The 25,045-nt window shown below is 44.9% G+C and carries 9 protein-coding genes; all 9 read right to left on the bottom strand.

Annotated features, from left to right (window positions below; genetic code table 11):
- Nucleotides 1-205: 205 nt before the first annotated feature.
- Nucleotides 206-523 carry a nucleotidyltransferase domain-containing protein gene (locus tag SFV55_RS26810; protein ID WP_320032665.1) on the bottom strand — a complete coding sequence of 106 codons (318 nt, stop codon included), beginning with the start codon at nt 521-523 and terminating at the stop codon, nt 206-208.
- A complete protein-coding gene (locus SFV55_RS26805) occupies nt 523-9,909 on the bottom strand; it encodes a neuraminidase-like domain-containing protein (protein WP_320032664.1) in 9,387 nt (3,128 codons plus the stop codon). Before SFV55_RS26805 ends, SFV55_RS26810 begins: the two co-directional genes overlap by 1 nt.
- A gap of 8 nt (nt 9,910-9,917) precedes the next feature.
- Nucleotides 9,918-10,622 (bottom strand): hypothetical protein, encoded by a 705-nt coding sequence (locus SFV55_RS26800; RefSeq protein ID WP_320032663.1) that lies wholly within the window; start codon nt 10,620-10,622, stop codon nt 9,918-9,920.
- 59 nt (nt 10,623-10,681) lie between these two features.
- Nucleotides 10,682-18,454: a SpvB/TcaC N-terminal domain-containing protein gene (locus tag SFV55_RS26795; protein WP_320032662.1), complete on the bottom strand. Its 7,773-nt coding sequence runs from the start codon at nt 18,452-18,454 to the stop codon at nt 10,682-10,684.
- A 419-nt stretch (nt 18,455-18,873) separates the two neighbouring features.
- Nucleotides 18,874-20,823 (bottom strand): hypothetical protein, encoded by a 1,950-nt coding sequence (locus tag SFV55_RS26790; protein WP_320032661.1) that lies wholly within the window; start codon nt 20,821-20,823, stop codon nt 18,874-18,876.
- A 67-nt stretch (nt 20,824-20,890) separates the two neighbouring features.
- Nucleotides 20,891-21,343: a DUF6623 family protein gene (locus tag SFV55_RS26785; protein WP_320032660.1), complete on the bottom strand. Its 453-nt coding sequence runs from the start codon at nt 21,341-21,343 to the stop codon at nt 20,891-20,893.
- 420 nt (nt 21,344-21,763) lie between these two features.
- Nucleotides 21,764-22,738 carry a response regulator transcription factor gene (locus SFV55_RS26780; protein ID WP_320032659.1) on the bottom strand — a complete coding sequence of 325 codons (975 nt, stop codon included), beginning with the start codon at nt 22,736-22,738 and terminating at the stop codon, nt 21,764-21,766.
- 76 nt (nt 22,739-22,814) lie between these two features.
- Entirely contained in the window at nt 22,815-24,272 is a 1,458-nt protein-coding gene (locus tag SFV55_RS26775; protein ID WP_320032658.1) for a 7TM diverse intracellular signaling domain-containing protein, read from the bottom strand.
- 86 nt (nt 24,273-24,358) lie between these two features.
- Nucleotides 24,359-24,472 (bottom strand): DUF4942 domain-containing protein, encoded by a 114-nt coding sequence (locus SFV55_RS26770; RefSeq protein ID WP_320032657.1) that lies wholly within the window; start codon nt 24,470-24,472, stop codon nt 24,359-24,361.
- Nucleotides 24,473-25,045 lie beyond the last annotated feature (573 nt).

The following is a 25,045-nucleotide window of genomic DNA, read 5'->3' as shown; positions in this document are numbered from 1 at the left end:
CAAAAAATTTTATTTGTAATAGATGCTACTCGATCGGACAAATTGAGTGAAACGGGTTGAACATTGTCGAACATTTGGCCACCCGCAATTTTTTTCTTTGACAAACGCCCGGTTGCATTTTTGAGGGCATTTGTCAAAGAAAATTATCTAACCTGTCAGATTTCGTCTAACTTTTGGGTGCTCTGTCTGCACGATTAAGTTGTGACTATTTCACTTGATAAGCCACAATTCCTGTTTTTAACACTGAATTTATAAAAGAAAACGGCTCATTGCCATACTCTTCTACTTCTTCTGGCGTATAAACATGAACATCAACATTAACCAACCGATGAGTAGTAAGAGTACGAACATCCGCATCTCTTGCATGCATGGGTAAGGGTGTATCTTTGATAATCAATAAATCAAGATCGCTCCGCGCCGTGGCAGTACCTTTGGCATAGGAACCGAAAATGATGATTTTCTCCGGCTCCATACGCTTGGCGATTTTGTCCACGAGCGTTTGTATTTCTGCTTCTGTCAACATCAGGAAATGGCATAGTTGATGATTAAAAATAATTCTTCAATGGCATCAGCAGACAAGGAGTGGAAATCCGCAGCGCCGTCTTCCTGAATTTTGAATGTCCAGGTATTCAGGTCAACTTCGCTTCCAGTCAAATCTCTAAAACCATTGTGCAAATCTTGATAAGTCGTTCCGGCAGACATGGACAGTAAATCAGCTGGATTAATTCCAAATGGAGATACCATCACCTTATAAGACTTAGTACTGTCTTTTACCATTGCCACCAACTCTATTTTTGATACCTTTTTTGTGCTAAAGTTCTTGGTAAAATAGGGCAATCGCTCGTGTAAGTTATCCAATGTTAAAGTCTGATCGCCATCTGGCGCAGTTGAGTTCAGGAACTTGTGCCATTGGGTAGAAAACTCGCGTTTAATGTCGTACACCCTGAATAACCCTTGTTGGTTTTCGGCTAGTGCCAAGGTGTTCAGTTTTTGATTAAACGCCTCTAACGCTTTTGCTTTTAGCGCGCCGCCGCCTTCTCTAGCCGTATAGTTTAAGTGGAGAATCACATCAGAAATGGTCGCAAAATCAAACTGTGGAAAATGCTTGTTCAGTTTAATATGCCAGGTACCAATAGCTCCAGCCCCTTCAAAAGGCAGATAGCGCTCATCACGAAAGTTTAATTCAAACATACCACTATCATTTTGGGCGCTGCTAGTAGCGATGGATTGGATGGCCGCAATTTCATCGCGGAAGCGTGGGTCATCAATGGTCAAATCACGTTCATAGTTGCCGCCCAACAGTGTCGAATCCTTCCTTAATTTATTGCTAGTCAACGTCAACGTACAGGCAATCGTGGTATAAGGTCCGGCGATACAAGGGATAGAAAGACTGACCGACTTGATTCGCCGGAAATAATGACCCGGATAGTCCATATCGAACCAAGTCTCCGGTACATCTATGATGCACTCGCCATTTTGGCGCAGTTTTAACAGCGCCACCGGATCAAGCTGGGCCAGCGAAATGTGTTTTGTGAGTTCGTATTCGCGGCGATTTTGCTCGTAATAAGCCGTTTCCAAGCGTTTTAGGTCGTGATATATTTTTTCTCCGGAGAGCAGCCCTTTTTTCAGACTATCCCAGTAACCAAACTGGATATAATTTGAATCGGTTAAGCCCATCTCGTAACGAAAACAACGTTCTGCCCGCTTGGCGATGTCGTAGGCCAGTTGGTAGCTTTGGAAATACACCGTAGAAAGTTGGTTCACCATCCAGTCGTACAGTTCCTGACTAGTGAATTTGTTGCGCATATACTCAAACTCCTTTTCCAGATTCTCTTTCTGGCGGTCGTGATTGCGCAGTTCTGTATTGGCTATGTTCCAACGGACTAAGGCAGCAGCAATCTGTTTATCTATTTGCGGCAGTTCTTTTTCGGCAAGGCGTTTTTGGAAATCCCATTCTTCCGAACGTCGTTGGTAACTGGCCACAGTGGAAGTTAAGGAGGCTCCCATCTGTAAAATTCTTGACGCTCCAGAAACTGCGGCAGCTGCTTGTTGTAAAGAATTAGAAACCTGTTTGCCACCAACTTCCAATGTAACAGTAGGTGAGCCTCCAACACCAGCGGCCCCAGCTTTAATAGTAGGTATTAAACTAGCACCGGCTGATAGGGTATTTAAGACAGTAGCAACAGCCTCCACGACTATTGCACCAGAAGAGATAAGAAAACTGATTTTCTCCCAGTTATTCCATCCGTCATTCACCAATTTATCATAATAGGCCTTTCGCTCCTCTGTTATTTTTTTCCCTTCAATAAGGCTCTCCCAGTTTTTCAACGCTTCCTCAATCTGCTGATTTTTTACATCCCGTACTGCATCCATCATCACCAACTCATGGCTGGAGCGCAGCAGCGCAAATGCCTCTGCATCCTTTTTCTCCAAAGCAGAAAGCATAGCCGTACCCAGCGATTTTACTTCATTACACAATTCTATCGCCCGCTGAATCATAAAATTGAAGCGGTACAAAGGCAGGGGGGCGTTCATTTCGGCCAGAGCGGAGCTCAAATCCAAGCCTCCTGCCACGGCCCGTACCAAGGCCGCCGGATCAAGAGACGGGTCGAATAACGGCAATTGTTGCACTACTCCTTCAATGTTCATACAGTGCCGAATCTTGAACAAGCGGTCGGCCACTGTATCCCACATGGTGAGTAGCTTTTCGTTGTTCGGTATGCAGAAGTACAGCACATCGAGACGAGGCATCTCTGGGTTTTCTTCGCCCATAATAGTGGATGAAGACAAGCTGGGCAATAGGTTTTCCACTTCCATCAGCGCATTGCCGAAAGCATCTATACCCTCTTGTTCCAGTTGATAAAAATTTTTGATCGGATTGCCTACTTTTTTGGGGATACTTTTAGGGCGTGGTCCCAACACGGAATCCGCCAGAATATAAAGTTGGGTGGCCTCATTAATGCTTTCCATCGTATTGCGACGGTATAACTGATCGCCCCAGGCAATTAAAGTCTGTATGTATTTGATCAGCACGCTTTTCTGATAAGCCACCGTGCGCATCCGGGCAATCAGATGCGGGTTGAAAGGGTTGTTGCGCCACTCCTGCACTTGTGCTACGGCTGCTGCTTCCTCCTGTGCAATCGCCAAGAGCAAATTTTCTATTTTCTGTTTATAGTAGTCCGCCTTGGTGGTCTCATAAAAGGGTTTGGTAATCCAGTACTTTTGCTGCGGGGTATTGGGATCAAGGACTGCATTATCGGTGTTGGTTGGATCGAATATGTAGTGAAACCATTCCAAAGCCTCCTCAAACCGTTGATTGCTGGCGAGTTTGTTGGCGATATGAAAGGGAATGTGGAAAAATAATTCCCAATTGTAAATTGAATACGAACCTGAAGGTGAGAAATCGACCACCTCCACTGGGTAATAGCCAGGATCGTAAAAATTTTTATGTTCCGGCCAATAGGTCTGTTCAAAATCAGTCAAAGGCGGTGCCCCGTCAATTCCGGACGGATTAATCTGAATACGCCTATTAAGGAGCCCTGTTATCCCCTTAATATTGAGTTCTTTATAAAAAATCTCAACAAATGGATGGTAGTGTATCTCAAAATCGCATTCGAAGAGTGTTCTGGAAGAAGTCTCGTAATGTGATGCGTAATCGATTCTTTGCGACCTATATGTTACATAGTAAGTCCTCTGAGGATCCCAAAAGAAAAATGACCCATTATTTATGAAACTTTTGGCCTCAACGTCAATAACAGTAAAACTCCTGTCAGCATGAATTGCCTTAAGCAGCCTGATGCTTTCTGAATTAGAACTGGCAGGCTGTATACTCCAATGTTCGATTGATGAAAAATAAAAATAATATGAATTTGTATTGTGGCGTATTAAATTATTATAAAATTGACTATAAGGAGCAGAAATAATACTTTCGGAATTTCCAGCATAATGTGAAATCTGTTTTCCCTGTTTTAGGAAGCCACCAAAACTAATTGGTGCATCAATGCTTGGATCAGGTATATAATACAACTTGATCTTAATAAAATCGTCTGTTTGAACTCTAAAATCAATATTTTGTAAATTTTCACCACCTACCTGCATTTGATAGACCCATGTATATTCATTAGATAAAGTTTTAGGCGTCCATTTCCCTTTTTTTAATTCGCTCCAAAACAGTCTAATCTCCCAATATTTCTCTGGTTGAGGTATTGGTGCATTATCATCACTTTGTGCGGGTACCGGCGCCGAAGTTGGCGCATTGGCCTTCTCCAAAAATTGCGGCCATAACAGATACAACCGCTTATTATGAATGGCGGGCATCAAATGATTGGCATTGATCTCCAGGTCTATTTTTTCCCAAGCCGCCCAACGGCCGGTTTGGTTTCGTTTTCTATAGTAATACTCCGGTGCCAAACTGCTGCGACTACGGCCAAACACGTGCACTTCTCCTTCATGATTTTGCATGGCCCGGATTTCGAGATTCGCCACCCTATCCAATTTTTCCAAATAATTGAGGTAAGCCTCTTCGGCAATATCACGGCTGATGTCGTTTTGCATTAATTCGTTTTCCAATTCTTTAAAGAAAGGCGATTTGTCGTCGCGCAGCTCCGGTTCTATCCAGTTCTCCGGATAAAGAAACACCTTCCGGTTGGCTTCCCATACCCGATAGTACTTCATCCATTTCCACTGCTTCCATTTGGTATCAAACTGTGTATCCGTAGTATCTATGCGTTCAGAGCGCACGGCAATATCCAATTCTAAATTCATCAGACAACGCTGTACAAACAATTGTGCTGCCGCTGCTGCCTGTTTGATCCGGGAAGTAAGCATGCAGGCACTCATTTCCATATCTATAAGGAAATAACTGTACAAAGCATTTTTATCCAACCAATTTGGGTTATTTCGAGCGATGAGCCAACTTACGAGTGCATCGCGTTTTTGTTCCCTGAAAATATCTTGTAAGGGCTTGATGACTTCCTGCCATTGCTTCAGGTCGTATTTGGCCTTGACAGTTTGTTTCATGCCTTCCGCTATGGCGAAATCCGGCTCAGAGGTAGCCCAGGCAATGGCACGGGCAGCCCCTATGCCCAATCGCCGCAAAGCTGCCATACAATTACTCAGCCGATGGAGTGCGACGGATTCCTTAAAATCTACCTTCGTATCCCATCGGAAAGCGGCTACTAAATCACTTACATCCGTTTCATCCCAACCCGTTAGTGCTGAAAGTGCCGTGATGGTATCTGTTGCTGAAATTCCGGCATCTAATACCAGATCGAGCCATTCAAAAGCGGTTTGTTCCGATTTGGGCAAGGTGTTTTTCCAAGCAAAAAAGCCGCTGAAATTAAACCATGTTGCTATCGGTACCGTAGTTGTTGTGTCAAGTGGAAAAGCACCTGCTTGAGGCCAGCCCATATCTGTGGCATGAGTACCCGTTAACCACCAATCTAATTCATTGGGTTTTATTTTCAATTTTCGGGCAATCATGGCATTCTTATGCAACAGGCGCAGCGCAGCGTACATATTGGGGAAGTTCGTCTCGATTATCGAAAACTGATATACTCCGCTTGGCTTTAATAACAACTGGGCATTATTCAGGTGCTGCAACAGGGTTGTTGCAGCACCTGAAAGCTGCAAGCGCGTAAGCAACAAATCGGCATTGGGCACTTCTATTTGGAAAAATTCGGCGACTTTTTGCTTTAAAAAGACTTCTTTCTGGGTTTGTAGCAGATAAGCCTGTAGCTCAGGTTGGAAGTAGCCATACCGTGCCTCAAGCGCCATACCCGTACCGCTCGGCGGAAGGGCTGCGAGATTGGTTTTCGCTACCGTTAAATCCAATACACCTACAAAATATTTATCAATCAAAGCATTCCGATCCATAGGTGCACCAGTCCAGGTTCCTTCAATGATGGCCAGTGCCTGTACCTGTTCAGCATCTTTGGACAAGGCAGGCAACAAGCCCAATTTGCTTTTAATGTAGGCATCCTTCGTTTCTTCTGTTTTAATGGTCAGATCATCCGTCACTTTTTGCAAACCCTCCCGAAGAGCAGTGATGTATGCCGTGATGGATTTGTCTTCTAATACGATTCCAGAATTAGCAGTATAGTGGTGGGACAACAGATAATCTAATTCTACCACAGAAAATCCGGATGCACTAAGCGTTTCGGCCAATTCAATAAAATCAAGTGTTGCCTTAGGGTTGAGGTACGGGTTTGTTCCGGCCAAGCGTTTCAAACGAATAAACTGATTCATACTCAAGCCTAAGGCTTTAGCAAGTAGGGTGATGCGGTAAATTCGGCTTAAAACAGTCCAATCGAGTGTACTTGCTGGAGTTAACGACAGGTCGTCAAGAATAAGGATCAAATCGCTTTCCTTAATGCGAAATGCAGCTAAGATACCGGGAATTTTGTCGGCAACAGGCGGTAAAGCCGCCGCATTCCCCTCAATCGGCCCAGCGATCAAATCCGGACTTTCCGGGAACACAGCTGTAGCATCCACTAATTTATTGCGGAACAGCCGCTGGTAGAGCGTTTGAATAGCTGGGGCATCCGATTTACTCCGGTCTAAATAGATGGCGTAGTCTATGTTGTTGAACAAGGCCAGCGTAACCCGCCAGTCCCAGCCAAATTTCTCCCGGATGCGGTTCATGCAGGAAATATCTTGCAAAACAGCATCCGTCAATTGTTTGTCGGTGATACCTGGAGCGGGATTGGTATCCGGCAGCAGCATATCCAATTCCCACATGGCGCAACCTAATCTGCGCCAGAGTCGAATAAAGCGGTGCATCCGATCCAAAGCCGTCTGGGTAAGACCAATGATTTGGAATTTGGTGGTATCGCAATTGGCGGCATTGCTGTCTGCATTGTCATTGATAAAGATACTGCCCGCAGGATTTACGAAGGTCATATCCAGGAGTTGCAATAACTCCTTGTACGTTAACCCGGTTCGATGCAGCATTACGGAGACCTGGCTCAGTACTTGAATCCAGGTTCCGGTGACATTGGTGCTTGGGTCGGTTGGAGTTTCTGGATGGAACAAATTATTACCCGTTTCGGTCAATCCCCAAAAGTCCCAGGATTGTTTTCCGGGCAAGGTTCCAGTGATGATTTTTCGTTCTGTTTCATTTAAGCTTAAGTAGGCACTATTTATTTGGAGTTCATTGGGTGTATGTGTAATGCCGTCGGCAAGGGTTTGCTGGAACAACTCAAACAAGCGGGGTTGTGCCACGCTGGAATGACTCAGGTAAGATCGTGTTTGGATATGCCAAAGGTTAAAAGGCAGGTTAAAAGGAAATACCTCGGCAGATAATTTATCATAAGCCTGGGCATTGGTGTATTCGGGGTTGGCTCTCAACTCGGCGGCTGTCCAGTGGGTTTGCTTCGTAGGCAAAATCCTCAGGTTTGCTCCTTGCTTGAATAACTTATAGGCATTTTGCTTGTCCCGAATAGCCCATTGACTTCTACTGTCTTGTGCATAAACTTCAGCATCGGAAGAGATAATATATCCATTTTCAGCTAATTCATCCGAAACATCTGACTTAATCGGCCCGGCAATCAGGTCGGATTCTATACTACTGCTCAATGTGCTGGGTACAGGCGGGGACACAACATCCTCCAAGAGTTCATTGACCAAATCAATGTAGGGCAACGGCGTATTGGTATTTTCACAGCTCAACTCGATTTCACCGAGGTCGGGTCTGCGTTCCAGCAGCACATCTTTCACGTTTTTTCCCGCGTGGGTGGTCTTACCATTGGTATTGCGCTCTTTCAGGAAACGTAAAATGTCCACATAATGCGCAGCAGGGCTATACACCGAGCGGCAGTGAGTACATTCGCAATAGTCCAAAGAGCCAAACAGGGTTTGAAGATTGGGAAGGGCCTTTATTTTAGCAGCATCTTCCGCACTCATGACTTGTTGGGTTGCCCCAAATGGAATTACACCATTGACAGTGTTATTATAATTTCCAAAAAGCGTCAGCGTCATCGCATACGCATTTTCGGCGCGCTGATAAATCTTTTTACTTTCGATTTTATTGATGCCCGTTCCCTTCAGTGAGGCAACAAACCGCTCTTTGCCCATAAAGTAAACCTGTTGGGCCGATTCGATTTTTTGCCCCAGCAGCACATCAACCGTCTGGTGTTTAGGGCTGAGTTTGAATACGCGCTGCACCGACTTGAGTTGCTGTACTACGCTTTCTTTGTCCTCAATATCTTTTAGTGCATCAGCATTTTCAGCGATATAGTGGTCTATTCGATAACGATCTAAATGAAAGATCGGGTTATTGTCTAAAAATCGGACTAATTCAGTTTTGGCAGCAATCGGGCTATTTTCATTTCTAGCCAATTTTGCCGCAAATGCCGTCGTGGGATAAGCACGTTCCATACTCTCCTCCAATATGACGGCAAATTGTTGGTAATTCTCTTCCTGATTAGTGCCATCCATATTCGCAGGTACGCCAACAACCTTGCCATCCGACCCCTTGCTTTTGAAGATTTCAATCCAGCCCTGCCGATCTAATTTCGCCAATTCGCGTTTGCCCTCCACTTCTCCTGTTTTGAATTTTTGGTTCAACGCCGCCACCAAGGGGATGTGGTTCCAAGTCAGAGCTCCCAACTCAAAACTCAATTTTACATCCCGAATTACGCTGGGCTGGAATATCTTGTCCGTTTCTAATTTTTTCCAGAAAATGTCCATCGAGCCTTTATGATCGGCAAAAGCAGCCATAAACTTGGCCTGCTCTTTAGCGGCTTTAGGGGTCAATTGCAACAACTGGTTTATTGTGCCTTTACCAGCCCCAAACGTATTTTCGGCAATATAATGCAATTTGATTTGGCGAAGTATTTCGCAAATTTCTTCGATGTTTGCTCGAATACGTGCCGGAATTAAGTTATCATTCAGCGCTTTTTCGATCAGTTGTTTTTTCAGTTCAGGGCTGATGCTCGATACATAGCGCAACAACTTATCTTTCAATAACTCCGCCCGCTCGGGGTGCTGAATATCCTGCAACAGCGTATCGTAGAGCAGCGCAGGCTGGCCCTGCCGCATAAACCCAAAAAAAAGCGCGGCTTCCAAAGGTGTTTTTTCGCGTGTGGTTTTGTCGGCCAAGTGATGGCAGGCAATCCACGTACCAATAAGCACCTGATTTTTGCCCGTTTCGCCCGCCAGGAAGGATACATCCTGAAACTGCTCGTCTTCGCGGAGGCCAAGTGGCGACACGCCCTCCAAGAGCGGCATAAGTGTGTCTGTTAAAACCTCCCACTCTGAAGGGCCTTTGTACTCAACACCATCCAGATTGATATTGACTTCCAATTCATTTGGTGCGTTGAAAAAGACGGCCGTTTTATGCACCTCTTTCCCGGCAGCGTCCCATACTTTTACCACAATATCGGCGGCTTCCTTTTCGGCTTTTTTGAACTGAGCTGAGCGATAGCGCACCTCGTATTTGCCTGCTTCGGTGGCCGTACGACCTAGGAGTTGCTCAGTGCGCAGGTCGCGGTCAAATACCAGAACCGTCATGCCCGTCATCAGTTCACCAATGGCATTGCGCACCACTCCGTACACCCGCCGCCAGGGTTCATTCGGATCTTGCCGCTCGTATTTGACTTTCAGGTCAATTTTGATGGTTTTTTTTGAATTCCGCTTTACTGGACTTTCCCCCATTAATTCTTCCCCCTCATAAACTCGTATAAACACATCCGGCCCGCCGCTTTCTACACCACCGACCTTGAAGTCCTTTTCAGTAAAAGAGATGGTGTATTTGCCTTCCGCATCAGTGGTAGTGGCTTGCCCCAGAAGGTTCGCAGGAGTTTTCGGGTCTTGATCGAAAGCAAGGACAATCACTCCTTCAAGGGGCTGGTTCTGCTGGTCGGTGATGCGACCGGAGAGGATGTAGGATTGTGATGTATTTTTTGCCATGACGCGTATTATTTTGGACTTGCAGTGATGTCAATTTTATTTTTATCCATACTGACTAGAGCCAGTAAGGTTTCTTTGGGCTTATCTTCTTTTTTGGAATTGAGCTCCTCGGTAAAAATGATGTACTGATAGGCTGTTTCCGTAGATTTACGCCGTTTCTTAAAGTAACGAACCATTGAAAATGCCGCCAGCAGGAAACAAGCCAGCACTATTTTTGCCTTTATTACCGACTGGAATAAAAACACGAAGCCAAGTATCACCATGATGACAAACAAACCCCTAAAAAACTTGGAGTCGGCCATATAGCGCTCTACCTCTGCCGCTGCATCGGGGTATTCCTTTTGCAGTTTAAATACCGACCATTTGTAGGAGTTCACATATACTGGGGTCATTTCATTACCATAGCGATTTGCTCTGATTTCCATTACTTTCTTTACACATTTATGGTCTTTAAAGACTTTATCTTTTAAAGGGTCGTATACCCAATCATCCAGGTAAGCGCTTATTTGGCTGATGATATGGCCAAGTAAATAAGACCCAAACAATAGCACAAAACCGCTAAAAAAAGCCTTGTTGTCTTTGCCTACATCCAGAAAACCATTAATGGCTGACTGGTTGAAGTGATAAATAACTAAGGCCGCTATCGCCCCAGGTAGGAGGATGGCGAATAGGTCAACGAGGCTGATGTATAAGTTGGATGGCTTGAAATCCATATTGTCAATTGTTATATGTTATGCTTTTTAGTTTGTTGCTGTACTGGGGGAATTCAACTTTACCAATATGAACCGATAAAGCCTCCTATCCCGCCTACTAGAGCACCAATTGCTGCCGCTGGTGCAGCTCCGATACCAAAAAACCAAACCCCTACTGCTGCACCTACCGCAGCACCTACCGCAGCGCCAGAGGCTGTACCTGCCAAAACGCCAGCTGTCTTACTCTCTGTAGCCCTCTCTACAGCATGACCAATAGTACCTCCGATAACATAGCCGGCAACACCTGCGGCTAAGGCTGTTCCAGCAACAGCTGCAGGTGCTGCGGCAGCAGTAGCCGCGACTTCCCCTACTATTGTGCCAGCACCTATACCATTTGCGGTTGCATACATTCCAACGTACTCAATTCCAATTTCTGCTTCAGCAAATAAAGGAATGAAATTTCTCGCAAGCCCTATTCCTAATGCCCCAGCCGCTCCTTTTAGCGTGGGGCCAACTATATATGGGAGCCTTGGCCCGGCTGATCCGGTCATTTCTTTTTGAGAAGCCCGGCTTGCCCTTCCATGAATTGTCCGATCAGTAAAATAATCTCCAAATTTTCGTTGCTGTTCTTGCGTATGAAAGGGATGTGATCCATTATCAGCATATTTATGTGGTGTAGTATATGGTCCACCAGATATTCCTTTTGGAGCTGACTTTGGATAAGCAGGGTCAGTGACATTCCTTCCAATAGACTGAAGGGGAGTTATTCTCCGAGGATCATTTGTAATCCTTGGGTCTAAATTTAATTTTGCACCCTCTCTCCATTTAAAATTATGGTGAGCGTGTACTCCAGGGGAGGAGTATGCACCTGGGTTGGCTGCGCGAGCATTTTTTTGTCCCGCTTCAGCTTCTGCTTCAAAATTTGTTCCTGGCAGTGCTTGAGGCAAATCAATCTTTGGTATTGGTTTTGTTGCAGGCAAAGAATCAGGCAATGGCCCCGGTTGAATATTAGGGCGTAGTAGTGGAGAAATTCCTCCCGCTTGTTCATTATCTCCTCCAGTTTGATTGCCACTTTCTGTGTTTGGGTCTGACGTTTTATTAGGCGTACGCGCAGAATCCTTAGGTTTAGATGTTGGTTTTGCTGGCTTTGGTTTGGGTTTTGTATTTTGCTTAGGTGTGCTTGGTTGAGACGACGATGAAGGAGGGGGTGATGTTGCATAATAATGTATATGTCCGTCCGGCCCACAAATATATCCTACCTCTTTACCTGTATCCATATCAATAATGGGCATCCCAGGTTTATGTTCGCCCTCCATTCCATTTGGGTCATGCATCATAACAGGATTTGCTGAACAATACCTATATAAATTTACCCCATCCACAAATCCCGCCGGATCACTACTCGTCCACCTTCCCAACCAAGCTGCATAATACCGCGCTCCAAAGTAATACAAGCCCGTTTCATCGTCCCGCTCCTTGCCGGAGAAGCGGTAGCGTTTCAGGCTGAGGTCGTCAGTGGATTTGGCTACACGGTAAGCTGAAGTTCCGTAGGGATGGTATTCTTCATAAGAGATCACAACACCCGTCTCATCCGTCTCCAATACCGCCGAGCCAAGGTGGTTGGCGTATTGGTAGCGAATCAGCGGAGTATTCAGCGGGTTGTCGGGGTCGCTGTTAAGGGTATCAATTGTTTTGGTATCCACTTGGGCTATACGACCCGTGTTGTCGGAAATATGCACTGTCCAACGTTCCAAGCGCTGTGGGTTATCGCCATTGCGCTCGCGGCGAATTTCTATGCCACCTAAATAAATGTGCTCGATGCGGGTACCGCCGTTGCGCTCGATGACTTTGCGCACCCGCTGCCCGCCACCAGAGTAATTGTAAAAAGCTTCGCCGCCGCCCCCCAAATCCACCCGACGCAACTGGTCTAAAAAATTCCAGCCCATCACCTGCAAATGCGGCATTCGGGTCATATTGCCGTGCAGGTCGTACAAGTAGTTGGTATCATTGATAGAGCCGTCTTGCTCATTGGGCCGATTGGTACCGATCAATCGGTTGGTACGGTCGGCAGGGTTGGCATCAAAAGCGTAGCGATACAAGCGCGTCCAGTTACCGTCACCGCCGGGTGTGCGGTGCGCCATTCGCGTGATATTGCCCAGATCGTCGTAATCGTAGGTTTGGGTATAGATTCGTACTGCATTGGCATTATTGGTATGCGGCACTGGCGACAGGGCTGGCATATCGCCGTGTGCAGGCTGGGCGGGATTCAGCCCCGCGTGTTCGCGCCCGGTTGCGCGGATCAGTTGGTATATGGCATCATACTCAAAGGTCTGCATCGGGCTGACCACGGCGTTGCGAAAATAAAGCGTTTGTTGTGCGTCGTCGCGCATTTGGGTGATATTGCCTACGGGATCGAAGTTATATTTTAGGTTTTGTAGTGCAGTAGTATTTGTAATGGGGTCGGGGTTGTTGCCTTTCCGGTCGGTCAGCAGGTTGGTGAGCCGGAAGGTTTTGGGGTCGTAGAAGTAGCGGGTCACCAAGCCGTTGCCGTATTCGGCGTACTGGCGTTGGCCCTTGGCGTCGTAGTCCTGTTTTTCCAAAAAAGTGCGGAATGCGCCTGTACCACGCAGTCGGGCTTCGAGTTTGTCTAAGCCATTACCTTCGTTGTAAGTAGGCCGGATGACCGTGCCATCCGGCAAAATGGTCTGAATAGGTCGGCTTAGTGCATCGTAGGTGCTGGCGGCGGTAAAAATCTCCGTTTCCAGCAGGGGTTCAGCTGCGGCTGCTATAGCAGCTACGTTTCCTGCACCCGCCAATGCACCCCAGTTGATGGTATTTTTGTAATCGCGCACCAAGCGCCGCTCCATTTCAAAGGGATTGCCTTTAAAATCCAAACGTTTCAAATCCAGCACACCCGCGGTATCGTACACCCGGAAAGGAATACCTTTCAGGTTCAGGCTGCGGGCGGTGGCATCGGGCAGGTCGTCGCCGTAAACGGTGTAGTTAAACAGCGTGTCGTTCCCGCCTTCGCGCACAAAAGCGCCAACCGGACGGTGCAAAATGTCGTAGGTTGTGAAAAATTCCCGTTGGGTGTTGTCCCAAATGCGTACCAAACGCCCCAGAGCATCCTGAAAAATCCAGCGTTCGCCCTTTTCCGCGCTTTCGCCGTACATGGACATCCCAAGCATATTGATAAACCCGGTAGCCACCTGGCGGTTTTTCTGGTCAAACACGCGGGAATAACGCCCCAACAGATCGGTTTCTGACCGCACAGCAGTGGTTTTACCGCCGCCGTAATCCGCAATGGCGTAAACAGTGCGTCCCAAACTGTCGGTATGTACTATCGAAGGGGTATCGTGGTGTTTGGCGGCTAGCCAGGCTGCTCGCCTTTCTGGATCGGCAGGCTCTGCTCCTGCCGGATCGGGACTACCCCGATCGGCATACCATTGGCTGTCGCGGACGGTATCGTTGGCATCATAAGCTTTGGAGAGCCAGGGATCGAATTCCGCTTTGGCAAAAGCTCCATTGGGGAATTCCGTGCGGTAGTTGCGCCCTATGGGGTCGTAGTACAAAACTGGTGATATACCTATTTCTACCAATGCCGCATCCGCTTCATATTCGTGGGTCGTACTGAAGTAGGGTTCGTATTGCCGGATGGGGTTGCCCTTGTTGTTCAGTACGGTGCGTCCGTTGCCAATCCAGCGGGGCGAGTTTTCATCGCCGACGGTTTCCAAAGTTTGGATGGCCTCATTCCAGCGCAAAGCCGGGCCGCGTTCGGCCTGCGCCTTGGCCATGATAATGCCTCCGCTGCCGTCCGAATACACATAACTTTCTTGCCAGCGCGGATTGGTGGCGCCGTGTTGCTCGCGGGCAAACGTATGGGCAAAATTGGGTTTGCGGTTAGTGGCCCAATTGAACAGGTCGTATTCCATCCGAGCGGTAGGGTCGGCCAGGGTATCACCTTCTCCGGCCCCTGCTTTGCCCATAATAGCTGAACGGACAACCATGCCCAATTCATCGGTTGCCACCGCCGCACGGTTGCCGTTGGGATCGGTCACCAACACTGGGCCAAATATGCGGTAGTCGTTTTCAGCGCTGACCGTATTGCCCTTGGCATCGGTTGCGCTCACTATCGCGAGTTTGAAAGCATCGTATTCCACCCGATTTTCGGTTCCCATGACGTCCCGACTGCCAATGGGCAAATAAAATTGGGTGGCGGCATCTGGTGGATAAATGGCAGTTCCGCCGGGTATCCACCAGTTTAGGTCGCCCTCGCTGTGCTCGTATTTGGCCGCTGTCAACATGGCATCGGTTACCCTGGCGCCATAATGCCGGGTAATCAGACCGGGCGTAAAAGCCATTTCCAGGCTGCGATACCCAATACCTAGGCTTTCCATCTGCCCAAGCGACAAGCGATTGGCCGGAACAGTCGGATCGGACAAGTCGTTTTTCAAAAAATATGCCCGATTATGTCCTGACAGGCGTTTTTGTTTGCTGCCGTCGCCCTCTTGTTCAAAAGGAATTTCAGCAGCGGCATTAAACTCTGCCAACAGGTTTTCCCGATCCCAATATCGGATTGCCGAAATATTCAGCCCCAGCAACTCATAAGATTTGCTTTCACAAGCCGTCCGTAAGCGGTAATCATTGGGCAGTAGCGTCAAATCATCAATATCGTTTGTATAGCGGCCCGTTGAGACAACGATATGGCCTTTGTTTTGCTCATCCCACACCACATCGGGAATAGAATCGGCCCCCGTTGGTCGCGTCATCCTTGAGTAAACGATGGAAGACGACACCAGTGATTGACCTAACTCATTGCTTTCCAAAATAATAGAATGAGAGATACGAGGATCAGCGGGGTTGCGGTCATAGCCATAGGAAACCGTTTCCCCACCAAATATCTGGAATGAAGCATACTCATTATCCCCTTTGGGCTGCACCATGCGGATTTGGTAGGTAGCCCGGTTGGTGGAGTAGGGGATGTTAGCTTTATCGGTATCGTCGTCGGCGTATACTTCCTGTCGCAAAGCCATTCCTTTAAAAGCGCGTAAGGCTTCGCGGTACTCTTCGGTATTTACATTTATCGGCGCAGCGGGATCGGGCAAGTGGTATTCCTCAACGACTGTGTTTTTATAATACTCTTGCTCGTACTGATCGAGCATCTTTTTTCCTTCAATCAGTGCCCCGGTATGAAACCAGGTCACCGTGCGTACTGGCGGTTGGTGGTGTTCCTCTGCCACAACATTTTGTCCGATTCGGCGCGAGAACAAGTTAAACGTCTCCGTATCCAACTGCTCCACGCGGCCAAAGCCCCGAAATTCCCGCTCCTCGTAGTCAAAGTAGCCGTGATGATAACGATAGGAATTGGCAAAAACCGTATCCCGAATCAGATCGCGCACCACCACTTTTTCCAAACAATGCACAGGGAACGGTAATTTTGTTACCCAGGGCCCACCCGCTTTTTTATCCTCCAAATAATAATGAGTAGAAGACTTGAATTCAAAGTCCACTTCTTTACCCATGTTGTTCTCAAAGTGATGCAGCAAATGCGGCTTTTTGCCCGACATCAGGTCAATATACTGCATTGGAGCACCTGAATCACCTGGTAGCGGCGATGACCACAATAGACAGGCCGTGCCATTGCCCATCAGATCGGCCACGGTCACCTGCGTCAGGTTGTCTATATGTGGCAAAGGAATTTGAATGGGCTTTTCCGACCAGCCATTTCCACTCAAATTAAACCAGCAATGGCATTTGCCCTGCCCCAGATACAGGATGTCGGTAATACCAGAACCGTCAATATCAGCCAAGCGCAGGTATTGCGGGTGGTATTGATCAGGTGTATCGAATACCGGTGCATAATCCATGCTGACTTTAGCCCCGAAGCGGCCATATCCCAGATTAGGCCAGTAGCAGATTTCGCCATTGCGAATCCGCACCAGGTCCGTCAGTCCGTCGCCACTCATATCGGCTAAAAAAACACTCAGCGTTTGGTCGGCAAAAACCAAGACTGGGCCTTTTTCTTCATCGTACTGCGCTGCGACCCGAGTAGAGGCTTCATAGCCCTTTTTACCGTCTGCCCGATACCAAACGAAAGCATCGTGCTCGGTCAGCATGAGGTCGGGCTTTCCGTCCCCATCCAAATCAATCATTCGCAGGTTAGGGTCGGCAAAATCAATATTAGGTACTTGTTCAAAAGCTTGAAATGGTTGCCATTGCTCTTCTGGAGTCAATTCAAAATAGCCGCTTATGCCCTTGCCATACATGCTCAACTGCTTCATTCCGTTGCCTTCAAGGTCGGTAATTAGCATGGCACCCGAACTGATTCCGGCAAAAGAAGGCTTGGGCGATACCAATTTGGCAGCTGAGAATTGGGCATTTCCCAAATTTTCCTTGTAAAACAACGCGCCTTGTTGCTCGCTTAAAATACCCGCAATCCCTTCACTGTAAAAATCAATCAATGCATAGTTGATCTCATCTACGCCCACTGGCGAATGGATTAAACTATCGCTTCCTGCTGGTTTTACCTCCAAATTCCAGGTATGTGGCTGGTATCGAAACAAAGCTGGAGGCATTTCTTTATGGGTATACGTGCCATCCTCATGTTTCAGGTAGCCCTTCGAGGTCAGTCCGGTCAGGAAGGTAAAAATATCTGGTTGTTTGGCATCGAATATGTTTTCCTGTTCTGTCCAGATGCTTTTTTGATTTGGAAGATTGGTATTACTTCCATGTATCAACTCCAGACTGCTCACCAAACCCTCATAACCCCTCCGGCCCCCATCATCGGGTATATGGTGAAAAAGCAACACTCTTTTACACAGGCGGGTAGTGCGTATTTCAAACCCGGCGCGATACATTGAGAACGCATCGGTCCTGTATGCCCACGGATTTACCTCACCTCGCCAGGGTTCGTTTTGGTCAAATTCACCATAATCAAAAACGGTTTCAAAGAAAAAATCACCTGTATATCCGCCTTGTCCGCCTCTGAGTGCCACAAAAGAATCGCGATTGCCGTAGCGTACACGTTTAAGATAAGTGTTTGTATAGGCAAGTTCTCCACCTTTTGTTCGATTCTTCGTATGCAACTGGCTTAGGGGCAAACCTTCAGAATCTTCTGCTTTGTACTCAAACTCCATTAAATGCCCTTTGTCGTCGTAACTGCGCTCGATCAACCATTCATATATTCGGGTTGGATCAGCAGGGTCGGCGATTCTGGCGGCCGGTGATTTGCCATAAATAGTGGTGACATTGTCCGGAGTGATGGTTCTCCAATAAGTATTACTGGTAGTTTTGTGTCGCCACAATTCGATTCGGGCAAATGAGCCTTCTATTCTGGGGCGGTAATACTTCACCCAATAATCACCCTCACCCGCAATACTACGTTCGCCCGTCTTGGGAATCCAATTGCCGTTGGACAAAATCAGAAAAGGGACTAAATCCTCTGCACCAGATAATATAAAGGTATCGGAATCGGAGCCTTTATTTCCAATTGCGTCTTGATAAAGTGGTAATTGTCGATCAGTCTTTCTTGAAATGGAGGGAAGTCCCAAACTCCACCCAAAGCCGAACGGACTATTACCTGCGCCTGAGTTATAACTTAAGCCTAATTGTGGAGCAAAACCTCGTCCCCCTGCTACCGGAAGCGGTACGCTAAATGAGATAGTCCCATTCGCAGCATTAACCTGAAACTTTTCATCGATACCTTTGATTGCTCCACCGCCTTTGGGTAGGGATATTTGGGGAATTTGAATGGCGTTAGATTGAGTAGCACGTTCTTGAGTGAATGAGCTAGAAGAGGTGTTAGAATCACCTCTTTGGTTGGGCGGGTTTTTTACGTCAACCTGAGGGGGCATTGCTGGTTTTAGGTTTTGATGTTTTGCTTTACAGGTAAAACATTTGAGGAAGTAAAGCAAGACGACTTGGGAATGTAATAATATTTGGCTTAATGTATTTTATGCAAATATAAATGTTACAAACATAAAAATCAATAGGTTAAAATTTATGATAATTCAAAAAAGAAAAATAATTATTTTTGCCGATATACATTCTTTTTCTTTGCCCCATAATCTACATTATGTTAAATAGATTGACTTTCTCCCCATTTTCCTTTCATTTCTCGGCCCTCTTACGGACACCTTAGTATGAAAAAGAAATTGTCGTAGTGCCCAATGTCGGCACACCAGAAAGTGTGAGTTGAGGTGTCGTGTGAGTGTAGGGAGCATTGTACCTTGAAATTTCCGAATAGCCAAAATGGGTTTTCATGGATTCTTGGTTAGTAGATGACGAATTGAAGGGTCGGAATGGCTTTCACACGAACTTCATAGTTCTCGGTATTTCTGATTCTGGCAATAAATTTTATCGAGCTGGTGGCTGGGCCTGTTGAACCATAGGTTTCATTGAACATTCCGGTCATGCTTACGGGGGCTTGTGTACCAACTAACGTTACATTAGGAATATATTTATGCTGGTTTAATACTTCCGGGGCTACCCAGTAGTTATAGAACCCCACCTCGAGTGGCAAATCAATAAACCCGTTTGCAGGTACCCCAACTTCTACTGTGCGTCCTCGTATAGGCATCACTGGTGCTTTGTTGCCCCCCCGATTATCAATCAAAGGAACACCCTCGTCATTACTGATGTTGAAATTCCAATTACCGAAATTTACGCCGTTGGTGGCTTTGCTCAGTTGTACACCGCTCCCGTTGATTTCGCTGCCAGAATAGACATAAGTTGAAAATGTTCCATCTGCAAAGTGCTCAATGGCTTCAAGGGTGCCTACATGTACTGAATTGATGAATGCGGCCTTGCATCTTCCTAGTAAAATGTTTCCACACTGATTGGATTCTGAATAAAACTTGTTCACTGAAGTGTTATGGCAAACGGTATTTCGGGCTATGCCTCCAATGCTCAGGGCATACCCCCCATTATAGTCCGTCAATCCGCCAATGATATTGTGGCCTGCCGTGCCTCGAAGTGATCTACCTGAACCGGCGTTGCCTCTAAAAACGCCTCCGATCCAAATATTGATATGGTTATCTAAACCAGGCTCTTCTCGAACACCGTCGCCTGTCATGATGACATAATCAGAAGGCGGAATACTTATAGGTAATTTTGCAATTAAATTATTAGTGTGTAATGCCACAACCCTTACTGTTTTATCATCGATGATTTCTGTGATGCAAAAAATTTGCTGCGTTGAAATTGTGAAGTCGGCATTATCCATAGTTGGCTCATTCGTAGGATTAAATAGACTAACCCAACAATGGGTACCTTCAAAAATGAGCTTAGCGATCGTAAAATTCTTGATGATTCCATTTTTAGTAAGCGTGATCTGATCTCCTGAGCGAATACCCAAATTGTAAAGAGCAGGGTTGGAGATTCTGATGCGATGGTCATTTTGAGTAAAAAATGCTTTGCCTGGCACTGTAATTGCGCTTGACAAAGGAAGAGAAGAGTACAGTACTGGAATGCGAACCAGATCATCGAGCCTGGCTTTTGGCAGAGGTGCTGTGGGTTGAAATGTAGCATTACCCCTTGCGATTAGGGTTTGGGTACTGGCGGAATATTCTAATTGCCCCCCAAGTACATTTACAGTATGGTCTGGTCCACCGATCACCAATTTTTGCTGACTACAATAAAATACGCCATTCCCGCCTACACTCATTTCTTCCCATAATAGAGGATCATTAAAAACCTTTTTATCTGGTAAACCTTTCAAGTCTCGTGCAGACCATTCTTGTGAATTAGGGGTGTAAGTGAATGCACCCGGCAGTAGAATACCATCTTGCAAAGCATTACTTACTGCACAGCGATGAAAAGAACCATAAGCGCCTTTGAGCATTAATAAACCATGGTTTGCTTTCCGATTTGCATCAAATTTTATCCCCGAAATATTTTGCCCTCCGGCGTTGATTCTTGCTACAGCCTCTATATTGATGCCAGCTCGTATAATACTACGCTCCGGGCCGTCTCCAACAAAATTAGCATTTGCTCCATCAAAATACAGGCCTCGATCCCCACTAAGTAAATCATAAATCCCTTCGGGCAAGTAACCCGTCGTTTGTTTATTAGCCACAACAGCATCAATCCATTGCTGCAAGGCCAAAGCATCATCTTTACCATCATTGGGGATTGCGCCAAATTGTTGTGGGCTTAGTTGAAAGTTTTGAGCTGTCAAAAGCAAGGAAGTGAGCAACTGGAAAAAAATGATGATGATTCTCATAGGTGTAGATTGAGTTTTGAAGGTGGCTACACAGTAATTTAGCATAGCCACCTGGATTTGAGATGTTTTAATTACTGAAATCGCAACCTGCACTCGCTAGTTCAATCGTGTTTTCAGCGTCGGTAGTACCATTGAATGCGATGTAGAGTGTAACTCCAATTCCCCATAGAACAGGGCGCTCGGGGCGAATCAGCTCTCTATGTAGAGGGGATTGCCAATCTAGAACAGCTAAATTAAGCCTATCCTTCACAAAGAAGCGATCTTCCCCATCACATACATGGAAATTGGCTACACAAACTTTGGTAGAATTACAGCGAACACGAATCATTGCTGATTCTAGTTTTAAGCGCTGATTGTCTACAATTACCGGAGTTGGTACTGCAAAATGCACCCAAGTTCCAGTACCTGGTTTACCAACTAACTTCGTAAAAAAAGCATAGCGCGTTACTTGTTTAAGGTTCTCTGGATTCTCAATTTGAACGCCGCTTCCGTGCGTCCATGAAGCATGTTTAATTGCCATTGAAAAAATTTTTGGGATGAAAAATGCTTTGAATTCTTGAAAAATGACGCCTCAGATTTACACATATTCCAATCAGAATATTCGCCTGAGCTAAGTCAAAGTAAAAAACACAAAAATTAAACTGAACTTTAGGTCACATGTTTTTGATTTTATTAAGGTGAAGAAAAAGTTACTTTTTGATTCTGCCGCGGCAACAAAAAGTAATAATCGGTCAACACCACAAATGTCAGTAAACATATAATTTGAAGCACTTCATCTCCCCAAATGTTGATAAATACAGTAGCCCCCATCCCCTATTCATGGGGTTGTTTTTGGCCATAATGTTACTTTTGGAGGAGTTTACCTTAAACCGGAATCGATGAGTTAGCGCCGGAATAAATTGTCTAAAAGCTCTCGAAGGGATATAAGTAAGATACAATTTCAATCCAAACTAAATACACGTTGCACAGAATTTTCGCCAGGAGTAGAACTAATAGTCACTAATAAAATGGAGTCTCGGTTGCCAATATTTCCGGCCCATTGCAGGTTTAAATTTATACGGCTAATTGCAATTGGTGCAGCAGCAATTGTTTCTTCCACAAATAGAAGTAGTTCATTTTCTTTTTCTGCTGATAGACTCTTGCGGATAACGGGGCAGTTAAATACTAGTTGTACTTTACTCTCAGTACCAAATCGAACAATTGTCGTTTTACGAAAACAATGCATTAGGTTTTCTATCCAATGATCAAAAGGACGATTAAGTAATCGAAGAATCCCCTTCTGATGGGCTTTATATACTGCCTCGGTGGCAGAATGTACACGAAGTTTAACAAACATATTTTTTACATGTGACATGACTGCTGAATCTTTTATGTCCATTTTATCCGCAGTCATTTTATACGAATACCCCCGGGCAAGCCAATTTAGCGCTTCTTCCTCTCGAGGAGTAAGGCTAGGTTCATTGGTTACAAAGCTGTTAGTTTTAGGAAATAATCCCTGCAGTTTCTGCGCGATTGAGGCATTGATGAATACTGTTCCAGCCTGTACATCTTCGATCGCCGATTCAATTTTGTCGCTAAAAGCTTTCTTATCCAAAAATCCATCTGCACGTAGACAAAAAGCATCAAAAATATTTTCGTTTTGGGTGAAGTCGGTCAATACAATAACCTTACTATCTGGAAAATTCTGTTTAATGACAGAGAGAGCTTCTAAACCTTCTTTCTCTCTCTCCATGTGAATGTCCATGAGTACGATACCAGGCTTGTGTAAACTCATGTCATTCAGCAAGGTACGCGTATTTTGCAACCATTCCTTTAGAATCCAGCGATCTGGCCTGGTTTTTATAGTTCGAATAACCATCTCAGCAAAATCACGAGAATCCTCATATAGGAGAAAAGAAGTAAGTAAATCAGACATAATTAGCTAGATATGGATAAAAAATTAAATTGTTTGAAAGTTAAAGGTAAGAGAAAATTTTGGTTCATGTCAATCCCTAATTTATGGGAGAATAAGGTAGCTTAATTATTATTTTGGTACCCTGAATGTCTGATTCGATGTGCATGGCCCCTCCACTTTTTCTAGCCCTTCTTTGTAAATTGACTAATCCATGCCCTTTTCTCTGATTTAAGTTATTCAAGGTACTCTTTACATCAAATCCAGGGCCATTATCACTTAACGTCATGATTAGATGGGTATCGTTCTCCAATCTAAATCCTAAATTTATGATTATTTGTTCACGATTAGCATACTTAGAGGCATTATGAATACCCTCTGTTATTACTGCCATTAATGTATGCGTTACTTCAAGAGGTAATATTTGGTCCATAAATGGTACTGATTGATCAAAATCAATGCTAATGCTATGCCCTCTTTTTTCATCAAATTGTGATCGAAAATGATCTAGGGCTATTTTCTCTAAAACGGGAATACTGGGCTGGTCCGGAGCTAGAATAGCAATCAAGCCATCCATTAAATGTAAGGTCAATGTAAGTGTTTGCTCAGCTTGAATGTACCCTTTTTGCAACTCTACAACATCTGTTTCCCTCTTAAGTATGTTTGCATTACCTTTCAATGCACTTAATGCTGATTTTAAAAAGTCATGCAAATCCATTCTTAGATTCTCTTGAGCATCTTTATGAATCGCCTTTTTCTCGGCCTCATGTCTCTGATCTTGTATTAGTTTTGCTATTTCCAATCTATTTTTCTCTTGTTCACTAATTTTTACCCTATACATAAAGGCAATAATAAAGCATATAATTTCAATAAACATACCTAGGCCATCATAGAGAATGTCTTTTTCCCATACTGAAGTAATTTTTAAAGAAGAATCTTTATACATAAATAAAGAAACTATAGCACCAATCATATAAAACATAGTACCTGTGAGAATGTAGAAAGCTGAAAGGTCTTTTATGCGATATACCTGTAAAAAGGCATAAATTGATACAATCGCAAGGATAGCAGCAGCTCCATAAAAGAGATTTCCTTCGAACATATAATGGTCTAGAAAAAAATAGCCAATCAGTCCATAAACAACTAAATCAATAATTTGTGCAACTTTTGGTTTTTCCTTTTGAAAGTTAAAAAAATGTTTAGCAAATAAAAAATAGCACATATAGGGTAAAAAATTTGCAATTGATTTAAGTTGATTTTTATGTTCATTAATCCAATGAGTGCTATTTCCAAACCATTCATAATCACTACATTTGTATATAAAATAAAATAGCATTGATAATAAATACATTGAGTAGTAAATAATGGCCTTTTGCTTAAAGGCTAGAAATTGGACCAAAGAGACTATAAAAAAAAAGATTGGTAAGGCGATAAGGACAGCCAAAAGCATATGATTATTAATTGCAAGATTATCTTTACTTCCAGTTTCTAATTTGTTACAACAACTGAGCAAAGAGATAGACATAAAAACTAATGTATTCTTGATCAATAGCCGCATGGAGTTTATTTAATTATTTACATAAAAGTAAAAAGTATTTATAATATTTCATAATGGAAAGTAAAAAGTAAAAGTCCAGTCCTCACTCAAACCTCCTCCCTAAGCCATCCCTTCTTACCCCACACAAAACGAGTCAACTCCCGACGCAAGTCCACATCCTTGAACACCAGGTGCAGCGTCCCTTTTTTAAAAAACCGCATTTTGAAAAAAGTACTCTATGCCTCTCGGTACGAGTAATCTTTGAAGGCCTCGTGCAACGCATTGACGATGCTCAGAATCTCCTCCAATCTTAAATGCCAGAAAGTTGAATTTTCATACAAACGCCTCCCATACCCCCTCACATCTCCCTTTTCACACATCCAAAAAAACAAAAATCTAATGCAATTGGCAAAATTAAACACAAATACTTTTAAATTTCCCGCCCGTTAGCACATACTATGAAACGGAGGCCATCAAACAAGGCCTCACAACGAAAACAACCATGAGCAGCACCAAGAGTGAGGCGGACACACGTGTGCCCGTCATTGAAATCAGCCAGGTTCAGACCCATTTGCCCTATTTCCAGTCGGTCCCAGCGGGCTTCCCCTCCCCTGCCGACGACTATGTAGAAGAATTTGCCCGCCTTATAGCGATGCCCCGAAAGCCCGGATTTTGCAACACATTGCACCTAAATTGCTCCCCTACCCTATCCTGATTTTCATTAATTGAAACCACCTTCAATTTTGTATTAAAAAGTTGTAAGCACCTAAAAATCAAGTAAAGTGTTTTCAAAA

Source organism: Haliscomenobacter sp. (genome assembly GCF_033763495.1).
Taxonomy (GTDB): domain Bacteria; phylum Bacteroidota; class Bacteroidia; order Chitinophagales; family Saprospiraceae; genus Haliscomenobacter.
Note: the sequence above shows the minus strand (reverse complement) of the source record. Positions and strands in the feature narration are given on the sequence as shown.

Bases quoted from the DNA above. Each gene is read 5' to 3' on its own strand.
- SFV55_RS26810 (WP_320032665.1), bottom strand. From the start codon at position 523: ATGTTGACAGAAGCAGAAATACAAACGCTCGTGGACAAAATCGCCAAG.
- SFV55_RS26805 (WP_320032664.1), bottom strand. From the start codon at position 9,909: ATGGCAAAAAATACATCACAATCCTACATCCTCTCCGGTCGCATCACC.
- SFV55_RS26800 (WP_320032663.1), bottom strand. From the start codon at position 10,622: ATGGATTTCAAGCCATCCAACTTATACATCAGCCTCGTTGACCTATTC.
- SFV55_RS26795 (WP_320032662.1), bottom strand. From the start codon at position 18,454: ATGCCCCCTCAGGTTGACGTAAAAAACCCGCCCAACCAAAGAGGTGAT.
- SFV55_RS26790 (WP_320032661.1), bottom strand. From the start codon at position 20,823: ATGAGAATCATCATCATTTTTTTCCAGTTGCTCACTTCCTTGCTTTTG.
- SFV55_RS26785 (WP_320032660.1), bottom strand. From the start codon at position 21,343: ATGGCAATTAAACATGCTTCATGGACGCACGGAAGCGGCGTTCAAATT.
- SFV55_RS26780 (WP_320032659.1), bottom strand. From the start codon at position 22,738: ATGTCTGATTTACTTACTTCTTTTCTCCTATATGAGGATTCTCGTGAT.
- SFV55_RS26775 (WP_320032658.1), bottom strand. From the start codon at position 24,272: ATGCGGCTATTGATCAAGAATACATTAGTTTTTATGTCTATCTCTTTG.
- SFV55_RS26770 (WP_320032657.1), bottom strand. From the start codon at position 24,472: ATGCGGTTTTTTAAAAAAGGGACGCTGCACCTGGTGTTCAAGGATGTG.